Annotated in this window: 11 protein-coding genes and 1 pseudogene; 6 read left to right on the top strand and 6 right to left on the bottom strand. The window is 56.2% G+C overall.

Annotated elements, in window-relative coordinates; all coding sequences use genetic code 11:
• Window positions 1-31 precede the first annotated feature (31 nt).
• The gene (locus tag Thiowin_RS18555) at window positions 32-979 is read right to left on the bottom strand and encodes a sulfotransferase (protein WP_328984445.1); all 948 of its coding nucleotides are present in this window, start codon (window positions 977-979) and stop codon (window positions 32-34) included.
• A complete protein-coding gene (locus Thiowin_RS18550) occupies window positions 976-3,018 on the bottom strand; it encodes a coiled-coil domain-containing protein (protein ID WP_328984444.1) in 2,043 nt (680 codons plus the stop codon). Before Thiowin_RS18550 ends, Thiowin_RS18555 begins: the two co-directional genes overlap by 4 nt.
• A gap of 484 nt (window positions 3,019-3,502) precedes the next feature.
• Here Thiowin_RS18550 and Thiowin_RS18545 point away from each other — a divergent pair, with 484 nt between their 5' ends.
• The 3 genes from Thiowin_RS18545 to Thiowin_RS18535 all read left to right on the top strand — a co-directional run bounded on the left by Thiowin_RS18545 (window position 3,503) and on the right by Thiowin_RS18535 (window position 7,901).
• Window positions 3,503-4,852 carry a glycosyltransferase family 2 protein gene (locus Thiowin_RS18545; protein ID WP_328984443.1) on the top strand — a complete coding sequence of 450 codons (1,350 nt, stop codon included), beginning with the start codon at window positions 3,503-3,505 and terminating at the stop codon, window positions 4,850-4,852.
• A gap of 84 nt (window positions 4,853-4,936) precedes the next feature.
• Window positions 4,937-7,069 (top strand): exostosin domain-containing protein, encoded by a 2,133-nt coding sequence (locus Thiowin_RS18540; protein ID WP_328984442.1) that lies wholly within the window; start codon window positions 4,937-4,939, stop codon window positions 7,067-7,069.
• 34 nt (window positions 7,070-7,103) lie between these two features.
• A complete protein-coding gene (locus tag Thiowin_RS18535) occupies window positions 7,104-7,901 on the top strand; it encodes a hypothetical protein (protein WP_328984441.1) in 798 nt (265 codons plus the stop codon).
• A gap of 7 nt (window positions 7,902-7,908) precedes the next feature.
• Here the strand turns inward: Thiowin_RS18535 and Thiowin_RS18530 are convergent, their stop codons facing one another.
• On the bottom strand, window positions 7,909-10,473 hold the full coding sequence (locus Thiowin_RS18530; protein ID WP_328984440.1) for a LamG-like jellyroll fold domain-containing protein: 2,565 nt from the start codon (window positions 10,471-10,473) through the stop codon (window positions 7,909-7,911).
• Between the two features lie 194 nt (window positions 10,474-10,667).
• Here Thiowin_RS18530 and Thiowin_RS18525 point away from each other — a divergent pair, with 194 nt between their 5' ends.
• From Thiowin_RS18525 to Thiowin_RS18515, 3 genes and pseudogenes are all read left to right on the top strand, one after another.
• Entirely contained in the window at window positions 10,668-11,543 is an 876-nt protein-coding gene (locus Thiowin_RS18525) for a class I SAM-dependent methyltransferase (RefSeq protein ID WP_328984439.1), read from the top strand.
• Between the two features lie 123 nt (window positions 11,544-11,666).
• Window positions 11,667-12,920: a GT-D fold domain-containing protein gene (locus Thiowin_RS18520; protein ID WP_328984438.1), complete on the top strand. Its 1,254-nt coding sequence runs from the start codon at window positions 11,667-11,669 to the stop codon at window positions 12,918-12,920.
• A gap of 501 nt (window positions 12,921-13,421) precedes the next feature.
• Window positions 13,422-14,593, top strand: a pseudogene (locus Thiowin_RS18515) (IS3 family transposase); the annotation flags it as partial.
• A 187-nt stretch (window positions 14,594-14,780) separates the two neighbouring features.
• On the opposite strand, the gene Thiowin_RS18510 reads toward Thiowin_RS18515, so the two are convergent.
• The 3 genes from Thiowin_RS18510 to Thiowin_RS18500 form a co-directional block, all read right to left on the bottom strand.
• Complete coding sequence (locus tag Thiowin_RS18510) at window positions 14,781-17,849, bottom strand: glycosyltransferase (RefSeq protein ID WP_328984437.1); 3,069 nt, start codon at window positions 17,847-17,849, stop codon at window positions 14,781-14,783.
• A 56-nt stretch (window positions 17,850-17,905) separates the two neighbouring features.
• Window positions 17,906-20,776, bottom strand: a complete 2,871-nt coding sequence (locus tag Thiowin_RS18505) for a coiled-coil domain-containing protein (protein WP_328984436.1) — start codon at window positions 20,774-20,776, stop codon at window positions 17,906-17,908.
• Between the two features lie 722 nt (window positions 20,777-21,498).
• The gene (locus tag Thiowin_RS18500; RefSeq protein WP_328984435.1) at window positions 21,499-24,438 is read right to left on the bottom strand and encodes a glycosyltransferase; all 2,940 of its coding nucleotides are present in this window, start codon (window positions 24,436-24,438) and stop codon (window positions 21,499-21,501) included.
• Window positions 24,439-24,483: the final 45 nt, after the last annotated feature.

Below are 24,483 nucleotides of genomic sequence, written 5' to 3'. Positions count from 1 at the left end.
TCAATCAGCTTATCAGCGAGACCAAGTGACTTTAGTGGCCGGTTGCGGCATCCAAGAGGTAGTCAAGTCGTTGCATCAGGGTCAAGAAGGGTTCGGAATCGCGGGCTTGTTGTTCGAGGGTGGGCGGATGGGGACGACGCGGGCGGGGGCTGATGGTGTCGCCTCGGCGGCCGGAGTCTCCGGAGAGTGCGATGACGTTAAAGGTGTTTGTGAAGTCGGGGTTGAAGCCAAGATCGAGGTGCGTGCAAATGCCTTGCATGACCTCGGCGGGATCGGCAATGAAGTCTTCGTAGCGGATCAGCGGGCAGTCCTGATGGGCGTCGAGAAAAGCGTGGTAGCGCTGGGCGTATTCGTCGAGTGTTTGGGGGCTGAAGTGTTGTACCCACCCGGTGTCTTGCAGGCTGAGGTAGGCGTCGAATGGATGGCGCACGCTGATGAGAGGTTTGACCGTGAAGGTCCGACTGAGAATGTCGCGTAGGGTGGGCCGCTCGGGTACGGCTTCGCCAAAGTTGAAGTGGCCGTGACTGTGTTCGCGCAGAATGAGGTGCTGACCTTGGCGTGTCGCTTGGTTGTAGAGGACGCGCAGGCCGGTGAGGAATATCTGAATTTGGGTCTCGTCCTGGGACGGGCGGGAGCTGAAGCGGCTCAATCCGATGAGGTCCGTGGGTAGGAAGCCGCCGGGGACGAAGGGGCTTAAGGGGTCGACTTCGCTCAATACCTGGGTGTTTGGTTGCGCGGCAATGCAGCGACTGATCAGTGTGCCTCCGGTGCAGGCCAGATGGTGGATGGTGCGCACAGGCGGTGGGTCTTGCACCTCGGCCTCGGCCAATAGTTCCTTACATTGGTCAAGCAAACCAGGGAGCGGAAGGGCAAGCGGCTTGTTCCCGTCGGATCCCTGACCTGCGTAATCATGCAGAAGTTCGAGGGCGCCATCAATGGCCTCATGGAAACGGGCGCTGTTGGCGAACGCGCGATTCATTCCACCTTCTTCCCAAAGGGCCACCAACGCTTGGATGGCCGACTAGATCCTTGATTGAGCCGAGAATTGCCGGACTCATGCTGCTCCAGGTGATTAACCGCGGTCTCGGCGGCGTCTTTTGGCTGCTGCTCGAGTTGATGAAGATATCGGGAGGCGACGGTTAGGCGCTCAGTGAGTTCTCTGAGCAGCTTCGCTTGCTTGTCTTTCTGTTCAACGACCTCGGCGTGGCGTTGCTGGATATCCTTTAGATCTACCTCGCGCAGGGATTGCATCCGCAAGGCGATGGCGTTGTCGCGCTGAAGAGATGCGTAAGCCTCATCGCGCTGAGCAAGCTGTTCTGCACGCGCCGCGGCAAGTTTTGCCTGTTTGTCGCCTTCGGCCTTGGCTGCTTTGAGGGCTTTGTCAAGCTCGTGTTGACGTTCTTCGGCTTGTGCTAGCTGCTGTTTGGTCTCGGTCTTGGCGGTCTCGAGTTGCTTCTTCAGTTCATTGGCTTGTTGCTGTGCCTTGGCCTGGGCTGCGTCAAGCGTCTGCTTGAGTTCCTCGGCTTTCGCCTCAGCCTGAGTCTTGGCTTGCGTACGCTGCTCCAAGGATTGGTTCAGCTCAGCGATGTTCGTTTGCGCCTGCTGGAGTGCTTGCCTTTGTTGCTCAAGCTGTTGCGCGAGTTGTGACTGCTTCTCGGCTTCGGCCTTCGCCGCCGCAAGGGCTTTGTCAAGCTCGCGCTGACGTTCTTCGGCCTGTGCCAGCTGCTGTTTGGTCTCGGTCTTGGTGGTCTCGAGTTGCTTCTTCAGTTCATTGGCTTGTTGCTGTGCCTTGGCCTGGGCTGCGTCGAGCGCCTGCTTGAGTTCCTCGGTTTTCGCCTCTGCCTGAGTCTTGGCTTGCGTGCGCTGCTCCAAGGATTGATTCAGCTCAGCGATGTTCGTTTGCGCCTGCTTGAGTGCTTGCCTTTGTTGCTCAAGCTGTTGCGCGAGTTGTGACTGCTTCTCGGCTTCGGCCTTCGCCGACTCAAGGGCTTTGTCAAGCTCGCGCTGACGTTCTTCGGCTTGTGCTAGCTGCTGTTTGGTCTCGGTCTTGGCGGTCTCGAGTTGCTTCTTCAGTTCATTGGCTTGTTGCTGTGCCTTGGCCTGGGCTGCGTCAAGCGTCTGCTTGAGTTCCTCGGTTTTCGCCTCTGCCTGAGTCTTGGCTTGCGTGCGCTGCTCCAAGGATTGGTTCAGCTCAGCGATGTTCGTTTGCGCCTGCTTGAGTGCTTGCCTTTGTTGCTCAAGCTGTTGCTCAAGCTGTTGCGTGATTTTTGACTGCTTCTCGGTTTCCGCCTGATGACGTTCAGCCGCCTTGCTTACCTCGCCTGCAAGCTGGCTCGCCCAATCGCGAACGAAGAGGGCGTAACCAACGGCAGGATGGTTGCTTTCGCTAACCTGCACAGAGCGAAAACCCAACGGCTCAAGCACTGCTTCAACAGCACCGAGCGTCGCCTCATTGGCATCCTGGGCATCCTGGCCAATGGGCTGCAGCAAAACACGGGCCCAAATAACCGTTGCGTGCTGGAGCAAGTCTGTTGCGCCGCGCAGGATCCGATCCGCGGGCAGGCAGTCGATAAGCAGCCAAGCGCAACTTGATGGTTGAGGACTTTCGCCGAGGTTAAGCTCGCTGAGTAATCTGCCCAGAGGTTGAGTTACACGTTCAGTCTGCTCCAGTTTGCGCAGATTGGGCCAGAAAGCCTTGAGCGCATCCGGATCGAGCAGACCATCTTCATCGGGGTTGCTCGCTCGATGATAAAGACTCTGACCATCCGCATGATCGAGCAGCACATTCCCGAGCAGATGCCAGTGTGGGTGCTTTGCGGTAAGCGCCTTGGCCCATTGAATTCGGCTAGCATCGGCGTCGATGAGAACCGCATTCGCGGGCGATGACCAACGTTGCCAGCATTGCATGGGACCGGCGCCATTTCCGATTCCGACATGCACCAGCATTTGCGGTGGATAAAGCTGGCGCAGTAGCTCAAGGCCTGCTTCGGTGGCAGCGGTGGGACTGGACAAAGGCAAGAGATTGAGATCCTGATTGTTTTAAGGTTTAGCGCAGGCGTACGAAAAAATCATAATCGCCCGCAAAATCAATAGCAAGAACGAACTTAGCCTGCTGGATGCTTCTTGCCAACCGCATGGCAAGGCGACCTGGGGTGCTTTGCCAATGGTTGATCTGCCGCGTAACAACCAACCTGGTTGGGATGATGGACTAGGATCAAGGGCCAGGACGATGGCCGGCTGTCCCTCTTAATTTGCAGCTGATATTATACGCAAGATTCGCGGATCCGCTCCCAAAACTTCAGCCACCCTGCAGAAGTATCATGATGGTTCGTTCGCAGCTCTTGCTGTTGGATTCCGCTAAGATTCGGGGCAGGGCGTAGTAAGCGCGTTCCGCGTAATTACATCGTCGTTGTCCGACTGTGAAATAGCAGCTCCAATGTGGGGTTGGTGATTCCCCCATGAGCGTCGGAAACAATAGCTAGGAGGATAGCTTGGCATCAGCATGGAACTTCCAGCAGCCGTGCGGCAGGCGCTTGCCGCGGCGCGTAAGCGTTCCATCGAGACCCCTGAGCTGGCGCTCAATCATGCGGTGGAGCTTGACAATCATTTGTACAAAGCCGGTTGGCGAGCACCTTTGACCTATGCGGCCCGGGGCGAGGCAGTGCCAGGAACGCCCCCGTTCTCACGCGATACAGGTGCCGTTCACGCATCCAAGCGGCATATGGGAATCTTGCATCAGGCTGATCAACTGGCTCGCCAGCATGAAGCTTTGCAAGGAATCGCGCTGGCGTTTATGCATGCACATGGGACCGAGGTTCCCGCACTCAACCTGCTGTACGCCAACCAGGCCCTTGAAGTCGAGAGCCTGTGGCTGCGATTTATCAACAAATACCTCGCTTATCTGTCAGAGAGCGAAACCCAAGAGAAAGCTCCCTATCAACTGGACCTAGAACCTGGCCTGGAGCCACGATTTCAGCGGTTAAGGTCTGCTCATCTGGAGCATCTTCCCCGACACGGGCAGGGGCCTCTCATCAGCGTGCTGATGCCGGTATACAACGCCGAGACCACGCTGCATCTAGCCGTGCGATCCATCCTTGAGCAAACCTGGCAGTCATTGGAGTTGTTGCTGATCGACGATGCCAGCACAGACGCAAGTCGGGTGATCGCCGAAAGCTTACAACAACAGGATCCGCGCGTGCGTGTCCTGACCTTGCGAACCAATGGTGGGCCCTATGTGGCCAAGAATGTCGGCCTAGTCCATGCGCGCGGTCAATATCTCACCGTCCACGACGCTGATGACTGGGCCTTTCCGACTCGGCTGGCCGACCAGATATTGCCACTCATCAACGCCCCCGATGGGGAACCGCGGGTCACCATGGGGCGCATGCTGCGGATGCAAGAAAATGGGCGCGTCACCCGCTTTCGAGATCCCGACTGGATCGCCGAGGATGGCGTGCTGCGGCTCTGCTTTCCTTCCCTGCTCTTCGAGCGGAACTACTTCGAACAGCGCTTGGGGGCATGGGACAGTGTCCGCGTTGGCGCGGATGCAGAGATCCTTGCGCGCATTCGCCGTTACACCCCGCAATGCCTTCGTGTTATCGAACGTCCCCTGATGCTGCAGCTCGACGCGAGCCAGTCGCTGACAACCAACGATGCCACCTATCTGGATGAGCGTGGCGTTGCCCCAATCCGTCGCGACTACCAGCAGGCATGGGAGTCCTGGCACAATGATCAGGCAGAGTTGCCCAGGCTCCAATTCCCGCTTGATCCGCGGCCCTTCCAGGCGCCCGCTGCCATCTGTTCGCACCGGCTCGGGGCCGATGCGCTGCTCGAGAGGCTGATTCCAACCTAAACTAGATCGTAAACGCAAAGGGCGTCGGTTCAGTCTCGGTGACAAACGCCCTGTAGCCCTGTAAAGCTGCCACCGGCTTACCTTATGACTCGACTTCCCATCACGCTTTGGACTCCTTACTACGCTGCCGCGACCGAAGAACGCCAAGCCGAACTGGACGAGTGTCTGCGCATCAACTTGGCGTGCGATGCAATCAGGCATGTCGTGCTGCTGATCGACGACGACCATCAGCCACCCGTTCAACACGATAAGATCCGCATTGTCACTACCAACGACCGCCCGACCTATCGCCTGTGGCTCGAGGATGCGGCGCGATCAGCGACCACGGGTATCGCACTGTTAGCCAATTCCGATATCTATTTCGACGAGACCCTTAGCTTGCTCGAGCAGGTGTTTGAGTCAGAGCAAGCGTCCGGGCCTGTTTTTGTTGGCTTGAGTCGATTCGACCGCGTTGCCGGCGAACTCAAGCCCCATCCAAATCCGCAATGGTCGCAGGACACTTGGGCCTTGCGTTTGCCAGCCAGATTGCCGACGCCACTGTTGAAAAGCCTGGAGATTCCGCTCGGGGTGCCCCGTTGCGACAATAAGGTCGGTTATCTGTTCGCGCTGCATGGCTGGACTCTGATCAATCCATTTCCGCATCTGCATGGCATTCACGTTCATGAGACGGAGCAACGCAGCTATTCCAAGCGAACCGACGACAGGGTGATGGGGGCCGTGGCCTACGTCTATCCCGGCGCAGAGCTTACCGACCCCGCGCGACTAGACATCGACATCTGGAAACGAGGTCAGCACCAGATCGGCAACATCACGATCAATAACCGCCTAGATACCTGGCAAAATGAAGCCTTGGGAGAGCCGAAGTCAATTTCGCCGCGACAGGAGCGACAGCCAAGCACGTCTCGACCGATTCAGCAGATGACTTCCCGTCAGCATGTGCCTGGTATTCGCTCAGACCTAGTTAACCATGCGTCAATCAACGAAGTGCAACGGCTACTGCAAACAGGGGAGCGCGTCTTTCATCAGGGTAGCCGTTTTCTCATCAAGCGTGCCGGTTCTCGCGTGCTCTGCCTAGACCGTCTCGCCATTAATAACGCGCGCATCCTCGACCTGCAAGGCCCGGTGATTAACGAGAGCGGACACTTGGCGCTTGAACTCATGGCTGCATTCGTGCCGCCGATCTTGGATGCCACGCCGATTCAGGTTGCGGACCGACCACGTTTTCCGGGTGACATCCAGTTTTGGCAGTATCCCGCGGCAACCGAGCGGCAGGCGTGTGAAAATCATCGCAAGATTCCCCCGGGGCAGAATCTAGACCAGAAAACAGCTTGTATCCATTGCTATCTGCCACTCCCGTGGGCATCTTACAACGACATCGGCAGTTTCCCTGAGAGCGCGCTATCCGTCATTGAAGTGCGATTGCGCGGTCTGCGTGCATTCTGCGCCCAACAGGGTTACCGTCTGCGAGTCCATACCGTCTGCCAAACCATTCACTGGCGACGCTTGCTCGAGCGCTTCGAAGCCCTGGGCATTACCGATCTCCATGTTGCTCACTGCGTTAAAGACGAAGCGCCGTCACTCGCAACCCCCGCGCTTCGCATTCATAGTTGGCCCTTGATGGCTGTCAATCTCGAAGCCCCTGGCCGTTCCGAAGGGCTGATCATCGGCAAGCCTCCCGCCGAAAAGCGTTATCTGGCCTCCTTCATCGGCGCGCATATGTCGCATTATCCATCCGATTTGCGGCTGCGCTTGGCCGAGGTCGCTCGCAAGGAGACCAAAGACGACGTCCTAGTCGAGGTGAGCGAGAAATGGCATTTCAATGACACAGTCTTTATCGAGCAGGTCAAATCCAAGGCACTGACCCAGGAGGTGACATCCGCTCAAAATGCCTCGATGCGACGTTACAACGCCATCCTAAGCGACTCCGTCTTTTCGCTATGCCCCGCCGGTGCCGGCCCGAATACACTTAGAGTTTGGGAGTCCCTTGGGGTAGGTGCCATCCCTGTGATAATCGCGGACCAGTGGCAGCCACCCACCACCAGTTCAGGCACGGCAGGATTGGCTGACTGTTGCCTCTTCATCAAAGAGTCCGCGCTCGATAGCTTATTTACCCAATTGCGTGCCTTGGATGCATCCCGCGTTGAGCAGATGTCGCGGGCCTGCCTCGATGTCTACGCGCGCTTCCGTGATAAACTCGCGTTTCGTCCATTCGATTGAATATCGCGCACACCGAGGTTGAGGAGACCCATCAATGATCAACGAGGAATCGGAATTGATAGGCAAGACAGCCAACGAGGGTTTTGAACGCGTGCTGGAACAGTATCCATGGCCGGAGCAGCCAAGCCTTGAAGGTGTCGAGCCCTTTAGCTGGAGCTTGGGCGGTGCTGGACGGGAACTTATTGATAGCGTAATCGAGCGACATCCCAAGGGGCTGGTGCTGGAAATCGATGCCTTCATGGGTGGCGCCGCGCGTATTTGGCTGTCCCGCTTTCCCGAGTTACGCTGTGTGCTGGTCGATACCTGGGAAGAGAAGGTCATCGATTATGTCCATAGCCTGCAATCGGTACCCTGGGCTATTAATGCTTATGGAGAGGAAGCACTCGCGGAATACGCGAGTCTGCTCAAGCAGCATGGTGTCATTTCCTGTGTGCAAAACAATCTTTCGGAGTTCATTGAGCGCTCCATCCTTGCCCCAATGACTTGGGCCAAGGCCTTTGAGATGCTGGAAGCATTGGACCTTAATCCCACGCTTGTGGTAGTCAACCGACCCCGTCGCGAGAACCTCATCGCGGCCCATCATGCCTTTCCCAATGCAATCATTGCGGGCGGCGACTGGAACTGGGGTAAAGACCAGGATTACCCAGTGCGTCGCTATGTCACCGAGATTGCCGAGCGACGCGGCGGCAAGATTGATGCCTACAAGTCAACCTTCGTGATTGCGGAAGCCCGCCATGGCGCGCCGCTTGAGTCGGAGTATCGTTATTCGGTATCCAAGGATGAATCGGCGGAGCCTAGCATCAGCGAAACCGACAAGTTAGCTTTAGCCTAACGGCGCCTTAGGGTCCGAGTCCGGCCCATGTCAAAAGGGCTGTCCATTGCATGATCCATAGCCGATTCAGTCCCAAGGATACCTTGGCGTTATGCGCTGGAGCGGGATTTGCCGTGAGCGGCAAGGCGACAAGGGAGCCATCCGCACGGTGAAAGGTCTTGCCGCCGTCATCGGAATAGGCAAAGAGTTGGTGGCTTGCGTAGCGGCCGTCCACATCCAGACCCCGGACTCCGATTTGAACAATCATTCGGTTCTCGGGGTCGAAACGAACTCCTTTTTTGGATCTGTTGTAGTTATAAAAATGTGGCTGCCATGCCCAAGCGAGTAGCCTTGGACCGTTATCATGAGGAATTAGACCCCGGTATTGTCGCTGGAGGTAGCCCATCCACTCCGAGTTATTGGCTCGGGCTGACTTAATCACACCTCCAGCCAAGCCACCGATCGGCGTCCAGCGCCGTTTCCCGGTGTCGTACTCGAACAGCCCCCAGCTTTGGATTCCCCAACCATCGACACGGCCATAGAGATAGAGTTTGCCCTGATGATCCTGAACAAAGTTCATGTAATTCAGGTAGGTCGCTGGAACAGCCCGTGGATGATCCTTGAAGCCGACGAAGTTGAACGCGTCGATCTCAAGCGGACGCTTGGACACCCAATACAAGGTTGTCGGGTACTGAGCACTCATCTTGTTTGCTGACAGGCCGATCTCTTGCCAAGCGCCCGGCATATAGTCTGCGTATCTTGGTTGGTTGTGCTGCCCCCCCATGACATGGAGATAACCGTCTTGATCGATCGCTACGGCCCAACAACAGACCTTGCCATCGCGGGCACTGAACAGGAAGTCAGGACCACCGATGAACGCGGCTCTATCTGGCTGACTCGGACTGATCGCACGCAGCCTGGCTCGCCGCATCTGTGACACATCGCCGTCTAGCCATTTGTTTGATGCCGGATACTTCTCTGCGTAGCGAGCGAGCGCTTGCTTGTAGTCCGTTGGAGTGATCGGCTCGCAGCCAGCGTAGGATTTGCCGCTACCAAACTGATAGGTGATCCCCTTGTGCATGGCCGCCGAGGTGTACGAACGCTCATGGATGCCAGCCCGGGCATCACGATAGGGGTCGTTCTGGGTCAGGAAGTAGACCTGATGCTTTTTGAACAGATCCTTGGCGACCTCCAAGGCCTTCATCCACTGTCCCCGACCGACCAGATCGCTGAGTTCCGGCCGCTCCAATGCAGCGACATCCAGGACCTCAAGCAGGGGTTTGGCATAGGCCCGACCGAGCAACTGGTTAACAGTCGGTTGCTCGGGCGCGATACGCAACAGCGCATAGATGAGCGCATTGCGCACAATTGCCTCGACGCGGGGGATATGCGCGCCAGTCGACTCTAAGTCCGCTTCCAAGGTCGCCTGCAGGGTCTCAACCTGCGTGAGGGCTGGCTGCCCCATGGCACCCAATGCCAATGCCGCTGAGGCGCGCTCAACCCGAGCGGCGCCTCCATCCGCCGCAAGCTCAGCCAATCTAGGCGCGGCAGATTCAAGCTGTTGAAGCTCGCCCATCTTCTTCAGCACGAGCACGGCATCGTAGCGCAGCGCTGCGCTGTCCAGGGCAACGGCCAGATAATCACGGAGTAACTCTGCGTTCTGATCGAGATCCCCGTCCCACTTGTCATTGTGCATGAGGTACAAGGCTTGCCGCTGGACCTCGAGCGGCTCTTCGCCAAGGTCCGACAACTTAATAAAGCGTCCTTTGACACGGATCTCGTCAGCCGCCTGCTGGTGTGGATTCACTCGCGGCTTGGTCGCTGAGGCGAGATCCTTGACCTCGGCGTCCGTCAAGGCTCGGTTGAAGAAGATGAGATGACGCAGCGAGCCATCCAGCGATTGCGAGCCGACAGGATGCACACCCCACCAGTCAGCGTCGTAACCCGCCAGAACGGCATGGCCCTTGGCAGCCGGTCGATACGGCACCGCGTCTTTGGTATGCACCAGCTTGCCATTGATGTAGAGTTTTCCTTGCCCATCCTTAAAAGAATAGACAACGTGCTGCCAAGCATTCGCGTCGACCGTGATTCCAGCCTCGACTGAACCGAGTGCATCCTTCTGATTGTTGCTGATGACCTCAACCGCCAGCTTGTCCTTTCCACTCAGACGCAGAGACACTGGCAATGGTTGACGAGGCCAACTACCGATAAGCGCGACACCGTCCCGCAAATATGATGTCCGTCGACTGTAGACCCATAGGCCGATCGTGAATGCTTGATGAAAATAGTTCGCTGGACCAGGGATGTGAAGATATTGGTAGGAGCTACTGAAGTCCAGCAACCCACCCGACCAGGGAGTATTGAAAATCTGTGCGTGATTGTTTGCTGGCGACAAATCAACCAGGACTTTGTCTGTTTCCTCTAGTGGCCAATAGCCTACAGGATTAAGACTGCGCACTGTTAAAACCTGCTGATCATTATATAACTCGCTCGCACGAGACTCATCGATCACAACGACAACAAGACTTATAGATAGAATACAAATAAAAGCTGCAGAATGAAGCGGCAATGGCAAGCACTTGATATCGATCATTTGGATACAACTTATTTAGGCTTTGTTAATTCATCCCCACAGTGCATGACTATAATCAACCGCGGTTATTGCTATCAGGGGAAAAACTGATAGCGATGACAGCACGTCGACGCGAGCCGAAACAGTCGGTAGAATAGTGATAAGATTGCTCGAAGCATCAGCTTCGGCACAAGATCACGGGAGAGACAACTGACATGGTTCCGCCAATATTCGCTGAATTCAAACGCAAGAATAGTGTCTCAGATGGGCAAAGCGTATACGATTTCCTTGGCGGCGCTGTCGATTCAAGCTATAAACGAGGTTGGCGAAAAAATGTCTCGCCCATCGGCACTTTAGTCAAGCCCGGATATCCTGCACCATCGGAATGGACCGTAGACTGGATAGCATGTCTTCTAGCCGCTCGCTTGGCAGGAGATCGCTTTTCCGTGATCGAGTTAGGAGCAGGCTACGGTCAATGGATGGTAGCCTCAATAATGGCCTACAAAACTCTACATCCCGACAGGCCTTGCCACGGAATGGCCTTAGAAGCTGAAGCAACACATTACGAATGGCTGCGGCAGCACGTGAAAAAAAATTTGGGCGGATATCAGGATGTTCGCACTGACCTGATGCAAGCAGCGGCTGGCTATGATGGTGCTGCGCGATTCCCAGTTATAAAAGAACCTGATCGCGATTACGGTGCATCCTACCAGGCTGCCGCTGGCATGTCGCTAATGACTGAAGTTGACTGTTTCTCGATGAAAACCATTGATGAGCTTTTTGCCGAGCCTGTGATCGATGTTCTTCATGTCGACATCCAAGGCGCAGAAGCCGATCTCATTGCGAACCCAGGCTTTAAAGGATGTCTGAGCAAAACCCGTTTCGCTCTATTCGGAACACATCGTAGTGATGAATTGCATAAACGCGTAAGAGTGGCGCTAGAGCATGCCGGATTGAGGATCCTGATAGAATGGCCAAGAAACGGGATCACAAGTACGCCTTTTGGGGAAATCAAAACTTATGATGGCGCCATATTTGGACTCAACCCAAAATTTGAAAATGCGTGTAACGCTCTCGTTTTCGGCAGTTAGCCCGGGTCTTGCAATATCTAGAATCACTCCCCCCACCCAATTTTTACCCATTGCTAATTGTGCGTTACTGATCAAGCAGAACGTCTCTCGCCAGATAATACAAAAGCGTCTGAGTTCAAGTTAATGAAACCTGAAATAAAAGATAAACTTGATGAAGTTAAGGCGCTAAGGGATGCGCGGAATTTTAATTCGGCACTATCATTATGCCAGGCCGTCAAGAGTAGCGACACGCTAGAAAAGCAAGACATTATACTTTTTAATCACCAACTTGCGACATTACTTAAATATCTGAACCGTCACGATGAAGCATGCGATATCTGCATAAGCACTTTGCGGATGTCAGATACTATTCCGGATTACATATTGGCTGGATTCGCCAATATTGCGCGGATTGCTGCTGATTTTGAGACTGGAGCCGAATGCATAAGAAGACTGCAAGCACTTTCAGTTTCTGATTCAATCAATGCAAGCATCATAAAAGAACATCAAGCTTTGTTGTATTTTGGTGACTGGCTTCAAAATCCGAAGCAGGAATTCGTTGTTTCTAACGTGACGCAAGTTTTTGACAAAATCCACGAATATCATGAAGCTCAGCGCCCTTTGTCGTTCCTGCGCCTTGGCGATGGGGAGGGCAATATATTAGCTCGCGGAGAGGAAGGCTATGAAAAAATAATAGATGAATGGACTAGGAGAATCTTGACAATGCAATTCGCGAATCTCGGCGAAACAGAGATTTCTAAACACGCTGAGGATATTTTTGACTTAGTAAAAAAAGCCACACTAAATGCCGATGCTATTGGTATACCAAACATCAAAGCGCTTCAAAATCCTACTGCGCCAGTTGATAGGCAACTCGGGGGCAATATTGCTGTACACTTGTTTCTGAAGCGTCACGCTGCTGAATTGCAACACCCATTGTTTTGCGATAGCTGTATATGCTACGACGCAGAATTTGCTCCGATGCTAAAGCAGTTACTAGTCAATCTAGATTTTATAGGGGTAATTGGCCCGCACTCAGAATTTTGCAATCGAGTTAGAGGTATTAATAATAAAGTGAAATTTGCCTTCCATCAAACACCTGGCGAGAACTGTTACTTTAAGCCATCTGTAGATCATTTTCCAACAAGGTTTAATGAGATCTGCGAGGAAATTAGCCCCCCATACCCGGCCGCCGTTTACCTTGTAGGAGCGGGAATCCTAGGCAAATACTACTGCGAGCTTATTCGGGTTCGTGGAGGTATTGCCATCGATATAGGCTCGCTAATGGATGGTATCTCAGGCTTTAGCCAAACTCGCACATCCTTGGTAAGATTGAAGCCTATTCTTGACCAGAATTTTGGAAATTCTGGATCAACCACATGCCACACGAACTCTTGATCATGGACTGGGCGGTGTTAGTGTCAGTTGTCTCGCAAAACGATCAGTACATTCTCTCGGTGGCCGGTATCATTGCAGATGGTCTTACGCAGGTGACTGAGATAGAGGGCAGGCTTGTAAGCCAGATATAGTTTGCGAGTTACTTACGCGGCTGGTCCGGGTCGAAGACTTCGAGCTCTAATATCTGTGACTGAACTTGTTACAGCGGAAACGGATGCAGCCTGATTCCACCAAGTTCGTCCTTATCCTTGGTGCAGTGCGGCCGAAACAGATCGGCGATGCCAGCCTACTGGAACAGCTCGCTGTGACTGTCGGTGTGGATATGCTGACTTAAAGTCATGCGGCGACACTCATCGTCCCTAGTCTTGCCGCCAATGCTCGAAGTGCCAACAACAGCGAGCATAGAGGCTCTGGTCAGTATAGTGGACCCCAATTTTAGGACACTAAATTAAGTTAGTTTTGCCTCATCTGAAGAGACTTGTAAAGACTTGGAGAGAGCAGATGAGTGAGAGACAACGCAAGACCTTCAGTGCCGCTTTCAAGGCCAAAGTAGGCTTGGAAGCGGTACGCGGAGTGAAGACGACTAACGAGATTGCGCAGGATCACGGGGTTCATCCGGTCCAAGTAGGCCAGTGGAAGAAAGCCATCGTGGCGGACGCCGGCAAGCTGTTCGAAGGCCGGCGCGGGCGCAAGAAAGTGGACGACAGTGGCGACGAAGAGCGACTCTACAGCGAGATCGGGCGGTTGAAAATGGAGCTGGACTGGCTGAAAAAAAAGTCCGGGGTGAGCCTGTGAGCGTGCGTCGCGGGTGGATCGACATGGGCGGCCTTGATGATGGCGGGTTAGCGGTCAGTCGCCAATGTGCGCTGCTTGGCGTACATCGCTCTGGAGTGTATGCACACCGCCATGATCGTATTGCCGAGCCGAGCGAACTGGATCAAAAGTTGTTGCGGCTGATTGATGCGGAATACACCAAGAGACCATTTTATGGGAGTCGACGCATGGTTGTGATGCTGCGCGCACAAGGCTATGCGGTCAGTCGCAAACGCGTTCAGCGTCTCATGGGCGTTTTAGGTTTAGCCGGCATGTTGCCTGGGCCTCATACAAGCAAGCCGCATCCTGAGCACAAAATCTACCCCTACTTGTTGCGTGGGCTGGCCATTGTACGGCCCAACCACGTCTGGAGCAGTGACATCACCTATGTGCGACTCGCGCATGGATTTGCCTACCTGGTGGCCATCATCGACTGGTACTCACGACGAGTCCTTTCTTGGAGATTGTCGAACACAATGGACACGGGCTTTTGCATCGATTGCTTGGAGGATGCGCTGCGCCACCATGGCCGCCCGGAGATCTTCAACACCGACCAGGGCGCGCAGTTTACCAGCCTCGCCTTCACCCAGGTGTTGCGTGACGCCGAGGTGGCCATCAGCATGGATGGGCGCGGCAGAGCCCTGGACAACGTCTTCGTCGAGCGTCTGTGGCGCAGCGTCAAATGGGAGGACATTTACCCCAAGGGCTATGAGACGCTCTCAGAGCTGTTCATGGGCCTCTCGGCGTATTTCCCCTTCTACAACGGTGAACGCCCTCACCAGGGGCTTGGCTACCGAACGCCGGACGATGTGCATGTGAGCGGCAAAGGAGGTGGTGTCGTGGTTGCTGATCACTTTGGCGATCACCCGCCAGCGGAGTCGTCGGCTCCGCTACGCTCCGCCGACGACTCCGCTGGCGAAGAACTGGGGCAGCGCCAATCCGCTGCGACTGAACTGGGCGCGCTAACTTAAATTCGGGGGAAAACTGTCCTTGACATGGGGTCCACCTCACAGATCATTGATGATGGTGTTCCAGGATAGAACCGAGCTAGACCCGCAACAGGCCTTGAAGTGCTTGTTGCTGTGCGGTACGACCATAACCCGACATGGCACGAGCGCGTCCGGCAAGCCCCATGCTGATCAGCCGGCGGCGTTGGCCGGCGAGTGCGACGACATAATGCGCGACCGCGTCTACATCGCGATATGTCGTGAGGTAGCCGGTCACGCCGTGCTCGACAAGGTCAGGAAGGGCGCCCCAGTCATAAGCGACGACAGCGCGAGCGGCAGCCATGGCTTCCAAGATGGTGCGACCAAAAGATTCCTGAAATTGAGATAGATTAACTAAAATATCTAGGGGCTTGAAAGCCTTTGCTAGGTCTTCGGTATAGCCCTGAGTCTTGATCGCGGGTTCGCCAGTGCGCCAAGACTGGCGCTGTAAAACGCTCGCTAAGGCATCGGTTTGTGGACCAATAAGGTGGCACTCCACCGACGGATCGAGCAACCGCAAACGCTTCGCCAAGCGCTCGAAATCTGTCAGACCTTTTTTTGGGAGATTGCTGCTGATCATACCGATGCGACAATGATCGGCAAGTTGAGGTGGCGGCGGGAGCGCGAATAATGGGTCGAGGTCCACTGGATTGAGAAATACTTCGATGGGGACTTGGGCTCGCGTTGGTTGCTCAGATGGCGCGTGATCGAATTGGTGGTTTGCCTGACCTCGCAGCCATGCGGCAGTCGTGTTCGAGTTGGCCAGGACGCGATCCGAGCGTTCAAGGATGTGGCTGGCTATCTGGCTGGGGGTCGCGGCCAGTGTTGCACAAAGTTCCTCATCTTTGTCGGGTAACTCGTGAAGATGCAGCCAGACCGGCACGCCTGCCTCGCGCGCGGCGATCAGTGGTTCTTCGAGCACGGAAGTATTCACATGGACTCGATCAACCCGAAAATGCTCGATCAAGGCACGAAAGTGACGCACGGTCGGTAAGCTGGTTGGACGACCGGACTGCCACCAGCCGTAAGGAAAGACGGCAACCGCGACGCAGCACGACAGCAGCCGGCTTAGCAGTCCGCGATTGGCTGCGCTTGGCAGGCTGACGAGGAGATTAACCTTGTGTTCGGCAAGCAATTCGAGTAAATCCAACAGCGCGAGCTCAGCGCCAAATAGTCGGAGGTTGGCTTGGTGGGCGCAGAACAGCAGTGTGGGCCAATCCTCGCGCTTTGAGCGACGACCTGGCAGGATGGGCCACGGCTGATGACCGCTTTGTCTACCTTGCTGCAGGAAATGCAGCAGCGGATGCCGCCCCGACTGGTGAACCTCTGGATAGGCCACAAGATAGCCGCTGGTGCTGAAGTGAGGGCCTGGATCTCGCGCCTCGGCCAACCCCTGGGTCCAATAATGCTCCAGCGGATCGATAATGCGTGATTGCAAATCGATGTGCGTGTGCAGATACCAGATTGGATCGAACCAACCAGAGACCTGAATCCTATCCAGCGGATCGCTACATTGGACACGCATCTGTTCAGTCAGCAGTGCCAGCGGTGCCGGGAAAAGCCGTGAGTCCGGATGCCGCGGCATGTAGAACCTGGTATCGCGCCGCGCGCGTTCGTGCCAGCGTCGGTAAAGATCCTGGTAGTCCTTGCGTGCGCCGACATACTGAGTGGCAAGGTGAGTTGGTCCCGGGCTTTGGGTTAGGGATTTATCCTGTAGGCGTGCGAACGCAAGAGGCACCCCAGGTAAGACCTCGATGATCGCATCCGAGCCATAACGAACACGGATACGTTCGTATAGTTCGGAATCGGCGCCTACCTTCACCTCATCCCAATAGCCGAGTTCGGACAGGGCATCGCGGCGAATCATCAAGGACGACAGGCTGATCTCGCTCCAGTGCTCGGCGACCCACCAGTTGGAAACGTGAAGAGTGGCGGTTGTGCGCACCCAAGATGAGACGCAGGCGACTACGCCTGGCGCCTCTTCAAGGGCTGCCACTTGCCGTGCGATCTTTTGCGGATGGGACCAATCATCCGCATCGTGAGTGGTGATCAAGTTGCCCCGTGCTCGTTCGAGACCGGTGTTGCGCGCTGAATAAGCACCTTGATTGCGCGCGTGCCGCAGAACAGTGATCTCCTGATGCGGAGGCGCATATTGACAGAGCCTCTGGATCTGCCGCAGTGTCGTGTCAGTGCTGGCATCATCAACGATGATAATTTCGAGTCGCGGCCACGTCTGTTGGTAGAGCCCGAACACGGCCGTGGCGATGGTCTTCTCGGCATTGAATACCGGTAGGATCACTGATACCAAAGGATGCGAATCTGTTTTCTCAATAGCCGGCAAGAGGCTATCAGTCCCTGCCAAGTTATCCAGGCTCAGAGTCCGTGAAAGATCGCGCTTTTGTATTGGTGACAAATTGTATTTCGCCCAGAGTGCGTTGAAGCAGGCGAGAACAGGCTTTTCCGCATCCAAGTCGCTAGTCGCTGACGCCGCGGCAACATTGGCCTGTGCCAGAGCCGCGTCGCTGTGATCAGTAGCAAACCGCCTGAGCTTGGTTAACAATGCTAACGCCTTAGATTGATGGCGCAGACGACAAGCGGCATCAATCGCCAATAACAGTGGACCATGGAAGCCATGCACGGCGATCCGCTCACCGCCGAACTCCAGCAAGAGTCGTTCTACGGTTTGCCAGTCCGCTTGGAGCGCCATCCATCGGGCAAGCGCCCAGGCCGCATGTTGGCGGACCAGTGCATCCTCGTCGGCGGCCCGCGCCACCTTCCATAAACGCGGCACCATGACGGGAGCCAGGCCGCGCCAAAGCAAATGCTCCAATAGGATGGCAGGATTGCGCCTTGGCTGACGACCTTCGTGCTGTCCGTGCCGCAGGTAATGGACCAGAGGATTGATTGCCGCACGGGCGACATCCGGATATTCGCTTAGATACCAACTGCTGTCGAAGCGCGGGCCGGGTGAATAACCCAGTCGCCCGCCTTTCGCCATGAAATGATCCAAGGCATCAGCTGGCGAGTGCAACTCCCCCCGCAGGTGCGGATGGTGCTCCAGGTACCAAGAAGGGTCAAAGAAAGATGAGTGACTGACGAGGTCTTGGTCGGCGATACCCGCGCTAGCCATTGGGGAGGTTGCAGGATTCCGGCTGATTGAACAAAAGACCAGACCGAACTCGGCGATTAGATGGCGTTGAACCAGGGCTGGGGACCCTGAAGCGCCGCGGTGCGTTCAATGATTCGAGACTCATTGCCGCGAGGGGGTTGTGCCGGCGATACGTTGCCTTGAGCAAGCTTCGATGCAAGTGTCGTCACTCGCGCTTGTTGCCTTTGTGCAGACAGCCTTTGATGTGTTAGCGCAACTTGGCGGGCTAGTTCGATCCACTCCGATAGGGGATGGCCGACCGCCGGCGAACCAACATCGAGACTTGCCAGTAGCGATGGAAGTTGGCGAACCAAGTCCGAAATCAATGCTTGGTCTGATACCGATAGTTTTCGCCATACCGCAAGGTCCATTTGACTAGGGGGGGCGTAACGGATTTCAAGCTTTGCACCAAATTCATTGCTACTCTCAGCGAACCAGTGCTCGATTGGAGCCTGACCTGTGTCCGCGGGGAACTCAAGCCGGGGATGCTCGCCAAAGTGTTTCTCAAGGTTGCCGGCGCAGGCAAATCGGAACTCAAAGCTAGGCCATTGCCTTGGTCCAAAAGACAGATTTGTTAAGCGCAACCACAGGTGTTCGTATTCCTTTTGGACTCGCTCGGTCCGACCACCGGCTTTGGCTTCGGTCGAAGTTTGATGGAGTGATTCCTTACTATCGGTTTCCGATGTTGTAGAGGAAAGTTGAACGCTGACCTCCTTTTCCGCATGTTTGTTGATCAGTTGAAGTTGATCATGGCGCAGTGCAAGGGGGTACTTTTCAAGCGACTGTAAGCAAGCCTTCAAGCGCTGGAAAAGCTCATTGACACTCATCGTTTGAGACACAAAGGGTTGAGCCGATGTGATGATGTGTGTCAACATGATGCGCACGACTCCCTTTAGCATCATCCAATCAGAGGTCGAAAACTCGCGGAGTATTGCCGGGGGTCTGTCAACATTTGTGCTATTTGGTCTTAAGGTTAGCACACAGTGAGACTGGTCCTTGAAAGCCTCAGGCCAGCGTAACAGCGGCATCCGCTGAGCATCTCGCGCAAACACAATTCCAAGACCGTCAGCCTCGGCAAAGATCGTTACCCGAAGTTCATCAATAGAGCGAGACAGCGTTGTCACATCGCGAAAATTCCACTCAATCGCTCGTGAGGCAAAAGGCAAAGCAATGTCTTGCAGGTCGACGGTATCAAAGACAAAAAGATCTGGAGCCGTATGGGCAATGCAGCTTAGGCGTGCATCCGCGGTTCGGTAACGGAGAGCATAGTCATCTAATTGCGTTTTTAGCTCAGTGAGTTCATTGCTGATCCTTGTTTTGGCTTCCACGGCCGCTGTCAGTGTTTTTCTCGCCTCGTCTGAGTCATTTAGGTGTATTAGGGAGACGGCTTCGAGTTCTTCCTGTACTTGCCTCAGTTCACCGGCACTCGCATTCAGCAGTCGAATCTGCTCATCGCGTTGCTCCAGGACTCGGTCCAAACGGTCTTCAAGTTCGCTGACTTGGCGGTGGTGTTCCGCGGCCTGAGCGGTCAATTGCTCATTAAATCCAGTCGCCATGCGCTCGTTTTCTTCAGCTAGCGCGGACAATTCGGCGATGTGAGCTTGTTCCAAAGTCTCCAGTCCGACGTCCTGGTCTTGGGCTTTGGTCAGCTGTGCATTGCGTTCCAGCTCAAGCGCCTCGCTGGCTGCATTGGTTGCCCGAATCTGCTCATCGCGCTGATTAATCAGTTTATTTATCCGCGCATTGAGTGTCGCGACCTGTTGTTGGTACTCCTGATCCTGTTTCGTGGTCAAGTCCGTGACTTGCTGTTCGAGCCTCTGACCTCTGAGAAACACGCTCTCAAGCTCCTCCTGGACCTGATGTAACTGCTGAAGCAGGAGTGTATTCTCTTCCTGCGTCTCCTGGAGTTGGGGTTTTAACCCGCGAAGCTCGGTCTCTTGTTTCTCCGCTTCCTTGAGCTGCTGATCACGCTCGGAGATGCTTTTGTTCGCCTGTAGCAGCCGTGCCTCGCTTTCCTGGCTCTTCAGGAAGGCATTCTCAAGCTGCTCCTCGACCCGAGCCAACTGCGCGCGCAGCTTCGTGTTTTCATCGGCTAAACTCGCTTGCTCTGATTGCTGCTCATGCATGGCAGTCATGGCGAGACTGAGCTGGTTGGCTAATCGCTGCTCCTGTGGCTCTTGGTTACGCGCAGTGGGTTCCACGGAATTAGTAGGGAGATCGACGAAGGGAGTGCGGGTAGCTTCAAGCTCGCGCTGCAGACTAAGTACCTCTGGCGCATCAGCGCAGAGTTGTTCCGCGAAATAATAGCGGAGGGCATCGGGCGGGGACACGGATGGCACCTGCAGTGCCTTGGGATCTAGTGGTAACAGCCACCGCTGATGACAGTAAGTCACCAAGTCCGCTGGCGCGCCGAGCGCCATTTCGGCATCAAGCAGCAAGGTGCGTTGCGGATTTCGTAAGTGTTGACGCAGCAGATGCTCATGTATTCGATGCCAATCGGCCAGAGCTTGCTGTGGTGGCGGTATTCGTGGGTCACCCAGGGTTTCGGCGAGCCAGCGTTGGGGAGAGATGGTCATCATGATGACGCATAGCTCTGGCGCTAGCTCTAGCCAAAAATCCAACAGCCAAAGGCTGTCGGAACTCGACCATCCCCATATAGGACTGTCGATATTGGCGAGCAGAAGGTCGGTCGCGACGAGTTCCCAGAGCTTGTTGGGATGCGGCGCCTCGCTGATGGTGTCACCATCTTTAAGCTGAAGGTCAGCCAAAACCCGCTGATGCCAGGTCGCCAGATCCGGCGTCTGCGTGCGCGCGCTGAGTTGCGGCCGCGCCATTCCAGCCTGCTGAAACAGCGCCTCAAGAGCCTCTAGACTCGGATGCTTTGGCCCGGTAATACAAAGTGTCTTCATTTCAGAATTCGAGTCGGATTGAATAGGCGGCTGAGCACTCGGATGCGGTTCATTGCTTGCTGGACGGGCTCGTGGGCCAGGAGGGAGCCGTGGCCTGACCGATGCGTGAGTTCTTGGCAGTCTTCACCGGCACTGGGGTGTTCGCCAAAGGGGGGGCGTGCCAGGGAGGGCAATCCAGGCTTGTGTCAAGCGCCGCCACGGCGAACCTGAACCGCAACATGGTCGTTGGTGAATGTTGCCAATGGCTTGGCCGTTTCGGTAAACAGGTGTATTGAAGGCATGATCGTGGGCGGGGTCGGGGAATGGGTGCTTGATTGATTGACCGACTATGACTGGCCGACGACGCGCAACTGGTATTCGGATTGGAAGATGGCGATGGGAGTCCGATGAGCCGGGTTGCATATATGCTTGCGATGATGACGGATTTTAGCTGATTAGCGGTGGAATTAACACGTTTGTGAAGATTATTTTTGGATGAGGACATCAGCGAGCGTCCATGATTGTTTGGCATTGAGGATCCAGGTTCGAATGCTGTTAGACAGGGTGTCAGGGGCAGCCAAAGAATTGGATCAGGCGCGCGAGCCCCGGGGTAGGTCGAGCGTGCGCTGCTGAGTCAATGGCATAAATCGGTGGGGCTGGTGTCGGAAAAGCATTTGTGCCGAACAGGCTGGGTTAGCCAGATGGTGCGCGGTGGGTTCGGCTGATTGCGGGAATCAGGCATTTTAGTTTGATGCCGGACGCTGCGTCTGCTTCTTGTGGGCGAAAGCCCAGAGATCGAAACACTCCCCCTGGCGCACCCGCACTTCGGCGAAGCCGGCGGCGAGGAGGGATTGACCGAGGCGCTCGGCGTCGAAGCCGGTGCGGTGGGCCATGTAACTGTTGCCGGCGGCGATGGAGTTGCTGTGGCCAAAGAGCATGTCAAGTGCGGTGATGGGACCGATGGGTGACTCGTATGCCGTGTCGGCTAGCCGGCCGGCGGCGATGAGTGCGGCGATGGCTCGGAGGTTTGGCAGGGTGATGAGCGCGAAGCCGTCGGGTTTGAGGACGCGGTGAAATTCGGCGAGAGCCTGGGGTACCTGGTGGGTCTCGAGGTGTTCGAGGCTGTGTGAGGAATAAATGGCATCGACCGACTGATCGGCAATGGCGCCGAGGTCGGTCGAGGAGCAGAGCAGGTCGGGTTTGACGCCAGGGTCTATGTCCAGGCGGATCTGTCGCCACTCCGGCTCGCGGAATGTCTCGGGGAGCCGACTGGGGTTGTCGCGGCCGCAGCCGATGTTGAGAAAGAGCCGTTCGGACTGGGATGTCGGTTCCGGGATCTGGGCAGGCTGCGAGGAGATGGGCTTTGGGGTGATCGATGATTGTGATCGCGGGGTGTCGGCACTGGTGGGTGGATGAAGTTCTGTGGTTGCTGAGGGGGTGTCCATTGGCATGGTCATGTCCTTGGGAAGGGGGCGCGCGCCGAGTTCCTGGGTAACGGGAGTTTGCGGTGCCATGAGGGGCAGAGCGAAGCGTCGCGCGATCACCGGGGCAGTCCAGGTGGCGTCGGGCGCGGAATCGAGGCTCAGCACTGCCAGACAGCCGCTGAGGCGGGCAAGTTGAGGGGCCGATAGGTCTGTGATACCCATGGGGAGATCGAGAACCTGGCCGGTGTTCCAGAGTTGTTGCCTCCAGGGCGTTGAATGGGTCAATACCAGTTGCCACGCCGATGATGTCGAGGCGAGTCGACGCGCGAGGGACAGCCAGCGGTGGGCGACGAACGAGCGGTCGAGGCGGTCGCCAATGATGAAGGTATGCGGTTTGTTCGTTGGCCATGACAGGGTCGGGTTTGGGTGCGCCCTCGGGGGCGAGGGCTCCAGATGCACGGCGGCTTGCGGCCATCTGGAGCTGTATGCGGGGATGAGGGCGGCAGCGGGGAGAAGGAGGCTGGCCCCCGGTGGCAGAGGATTCGCCGCGCTGTGATCCGCCGGAAGCGGTAACTGGCGCAAAGCGCAAGGTCGGCCAAGGTCCGCTGCGAGTTCGTGCAGGGCAGCGGGGAGTTCGGCGGGCCGGTGAATCACCAGCCCTTGCAGTGGCAGGGATTGTAGATCCGCAAGGAGGTTTGGCCCGGAGTCTGGTGCTGGGTGCGCGGGATAATCAAGCAGGCAGGGCAGAGCGGGCAACGCGGCGCCAAGGGTGAGCCTGAGTCCGGCCTCACCTCTCTCCCAGGTCAGCCAGAGCAGACCGGCTGGCGGCATTTGCAGACCTGTGGTGTATTCGGCTTGGGTAAAGAAGGGAGAGAGAATGTCGGACAGCGCCGGCGGCGGCAGGAGGTGCAGCTGGCGTGGATGTGGGCTGATGTCGCCAAGGAGTGGCTCTGGGCCAATAGCCTGTTGCATCCATTGGCGCAGTTCGCCCAAGCGGGCGCGTTGTAGTGCCTGCCGCGCGGGCCGCAATGGGTCGCGCGCGAGGTAGCGGTCGAAGTCGCGCTCGGCGCTCGGGTAGCGGCGGCGGATCACGGCGTTATTACGCTCGACGAGGCGTCTTTTGTCGGCCCCAAAAGAGAGGCTGCCACGATGGGCAACAAAGAGGTTGGGTGCGGCGAGATGGCGCCAACCGCGAGCCATGGCGCGCAGCGACCAGTCAGTTTCCTCGCCATAACCCCCTTGCAGGGTGGTTTCATCAAGGTAGCCGACGTCAACCAGGGCGACGCGGCGCACATACATACAAAATCCGCAGGGAAAGTCAAGCGGGATAAGGTCCGTGCCCGGCCATTGCGCGGCACTTTCATCAAGCGCGTGGTGATGCTCAGGGGTCGGCATTGGGAAGGGGCGTTGGGGTACGGGGAAGCTGAGCAACTCGCCGTTATTGCTCAAAGGTGCGACCGAGGCGATGTGTGCGTCACTGTATGCCCATGTGCGCAGGCGGTCGAGCCAATTCCCCTGAACACGGGTGTCCGCATTGAGCCAGACCAGGTCTCGGTCAGGATGCAGTGCCATGGCCCGGTTGATGCCGCGGATGTAGCCGAGGTTGATCGGGTGGTGGATCAGGGTCAGGCTGTGCTGCTCTGCCAACTGCGCGATGGCAGCGATGAGTGCGGGTTCGGGCGATGCGTCGTCGAGAACGATGAGTTGATGCGCGGTGTGATTCGCGTTTTTGGCATCGAGCAGGCTGTGCAGACACTCCAAGGTGGCGGCATGGCCGCGATAGACCGGAATGAGCACATCGACGGGTTGTTTGGCTGGATCCCGAAGCGGCGCGACCAGTTTGGGGAGCGATGGAATTTGTGCCGCATTGGCGCGATCAGCCAGGCTTTTCTTGCTGTCAATGTAGGCTTTTAGGTCGGACAGCGAAACCTTTTTTGAAAAGTCCAGTTCACCTGGGCTTTGAGTCGCAAGCTCCGCGGTAAATTGTTCGGCTGCCTTGGCCGCGCCGGCGGCTTGAGCGGCCTTTATCAACAGCGGCAGGACGACGTCTTTCTGGGGCGTGCGGGCTTTGCCGTTGAGAAGTCGCAGAAACGCGAGTTCCGGCTGTTGACGGTGTAAAGCGATGGCACCACCGAGCAGCAATGCCTCAAGAAGAGTCTGCTCATGGCAAGAACAGAGGCGCAGCCAATGGTCGATGCGGTCATCGGGAAGAAGGGATGTGTCAGCATGGGACAATGCTGCCCGGATTTGAATCAGCAAGTCTCGGCTGTGCGTCTGCTTGTCTGGCAACATTGGTTGATAAAG

Origin of the sequence: Thiorhodovibrio winogradskyi, assembly GCF_036208045.1 — a bacterium.
Lineage (GTDB): Bacteria > Pseudomonadota > Gammaproteobacteria > Chromatiales > Chromatiaceae > Thiorhodovibrio > Thiorhodovibrio winogradskyi.
Note: the sequence above shows the minus strand (reverse complement) of the source record. Positions and strands in the feature narration are given on the sequence as shown.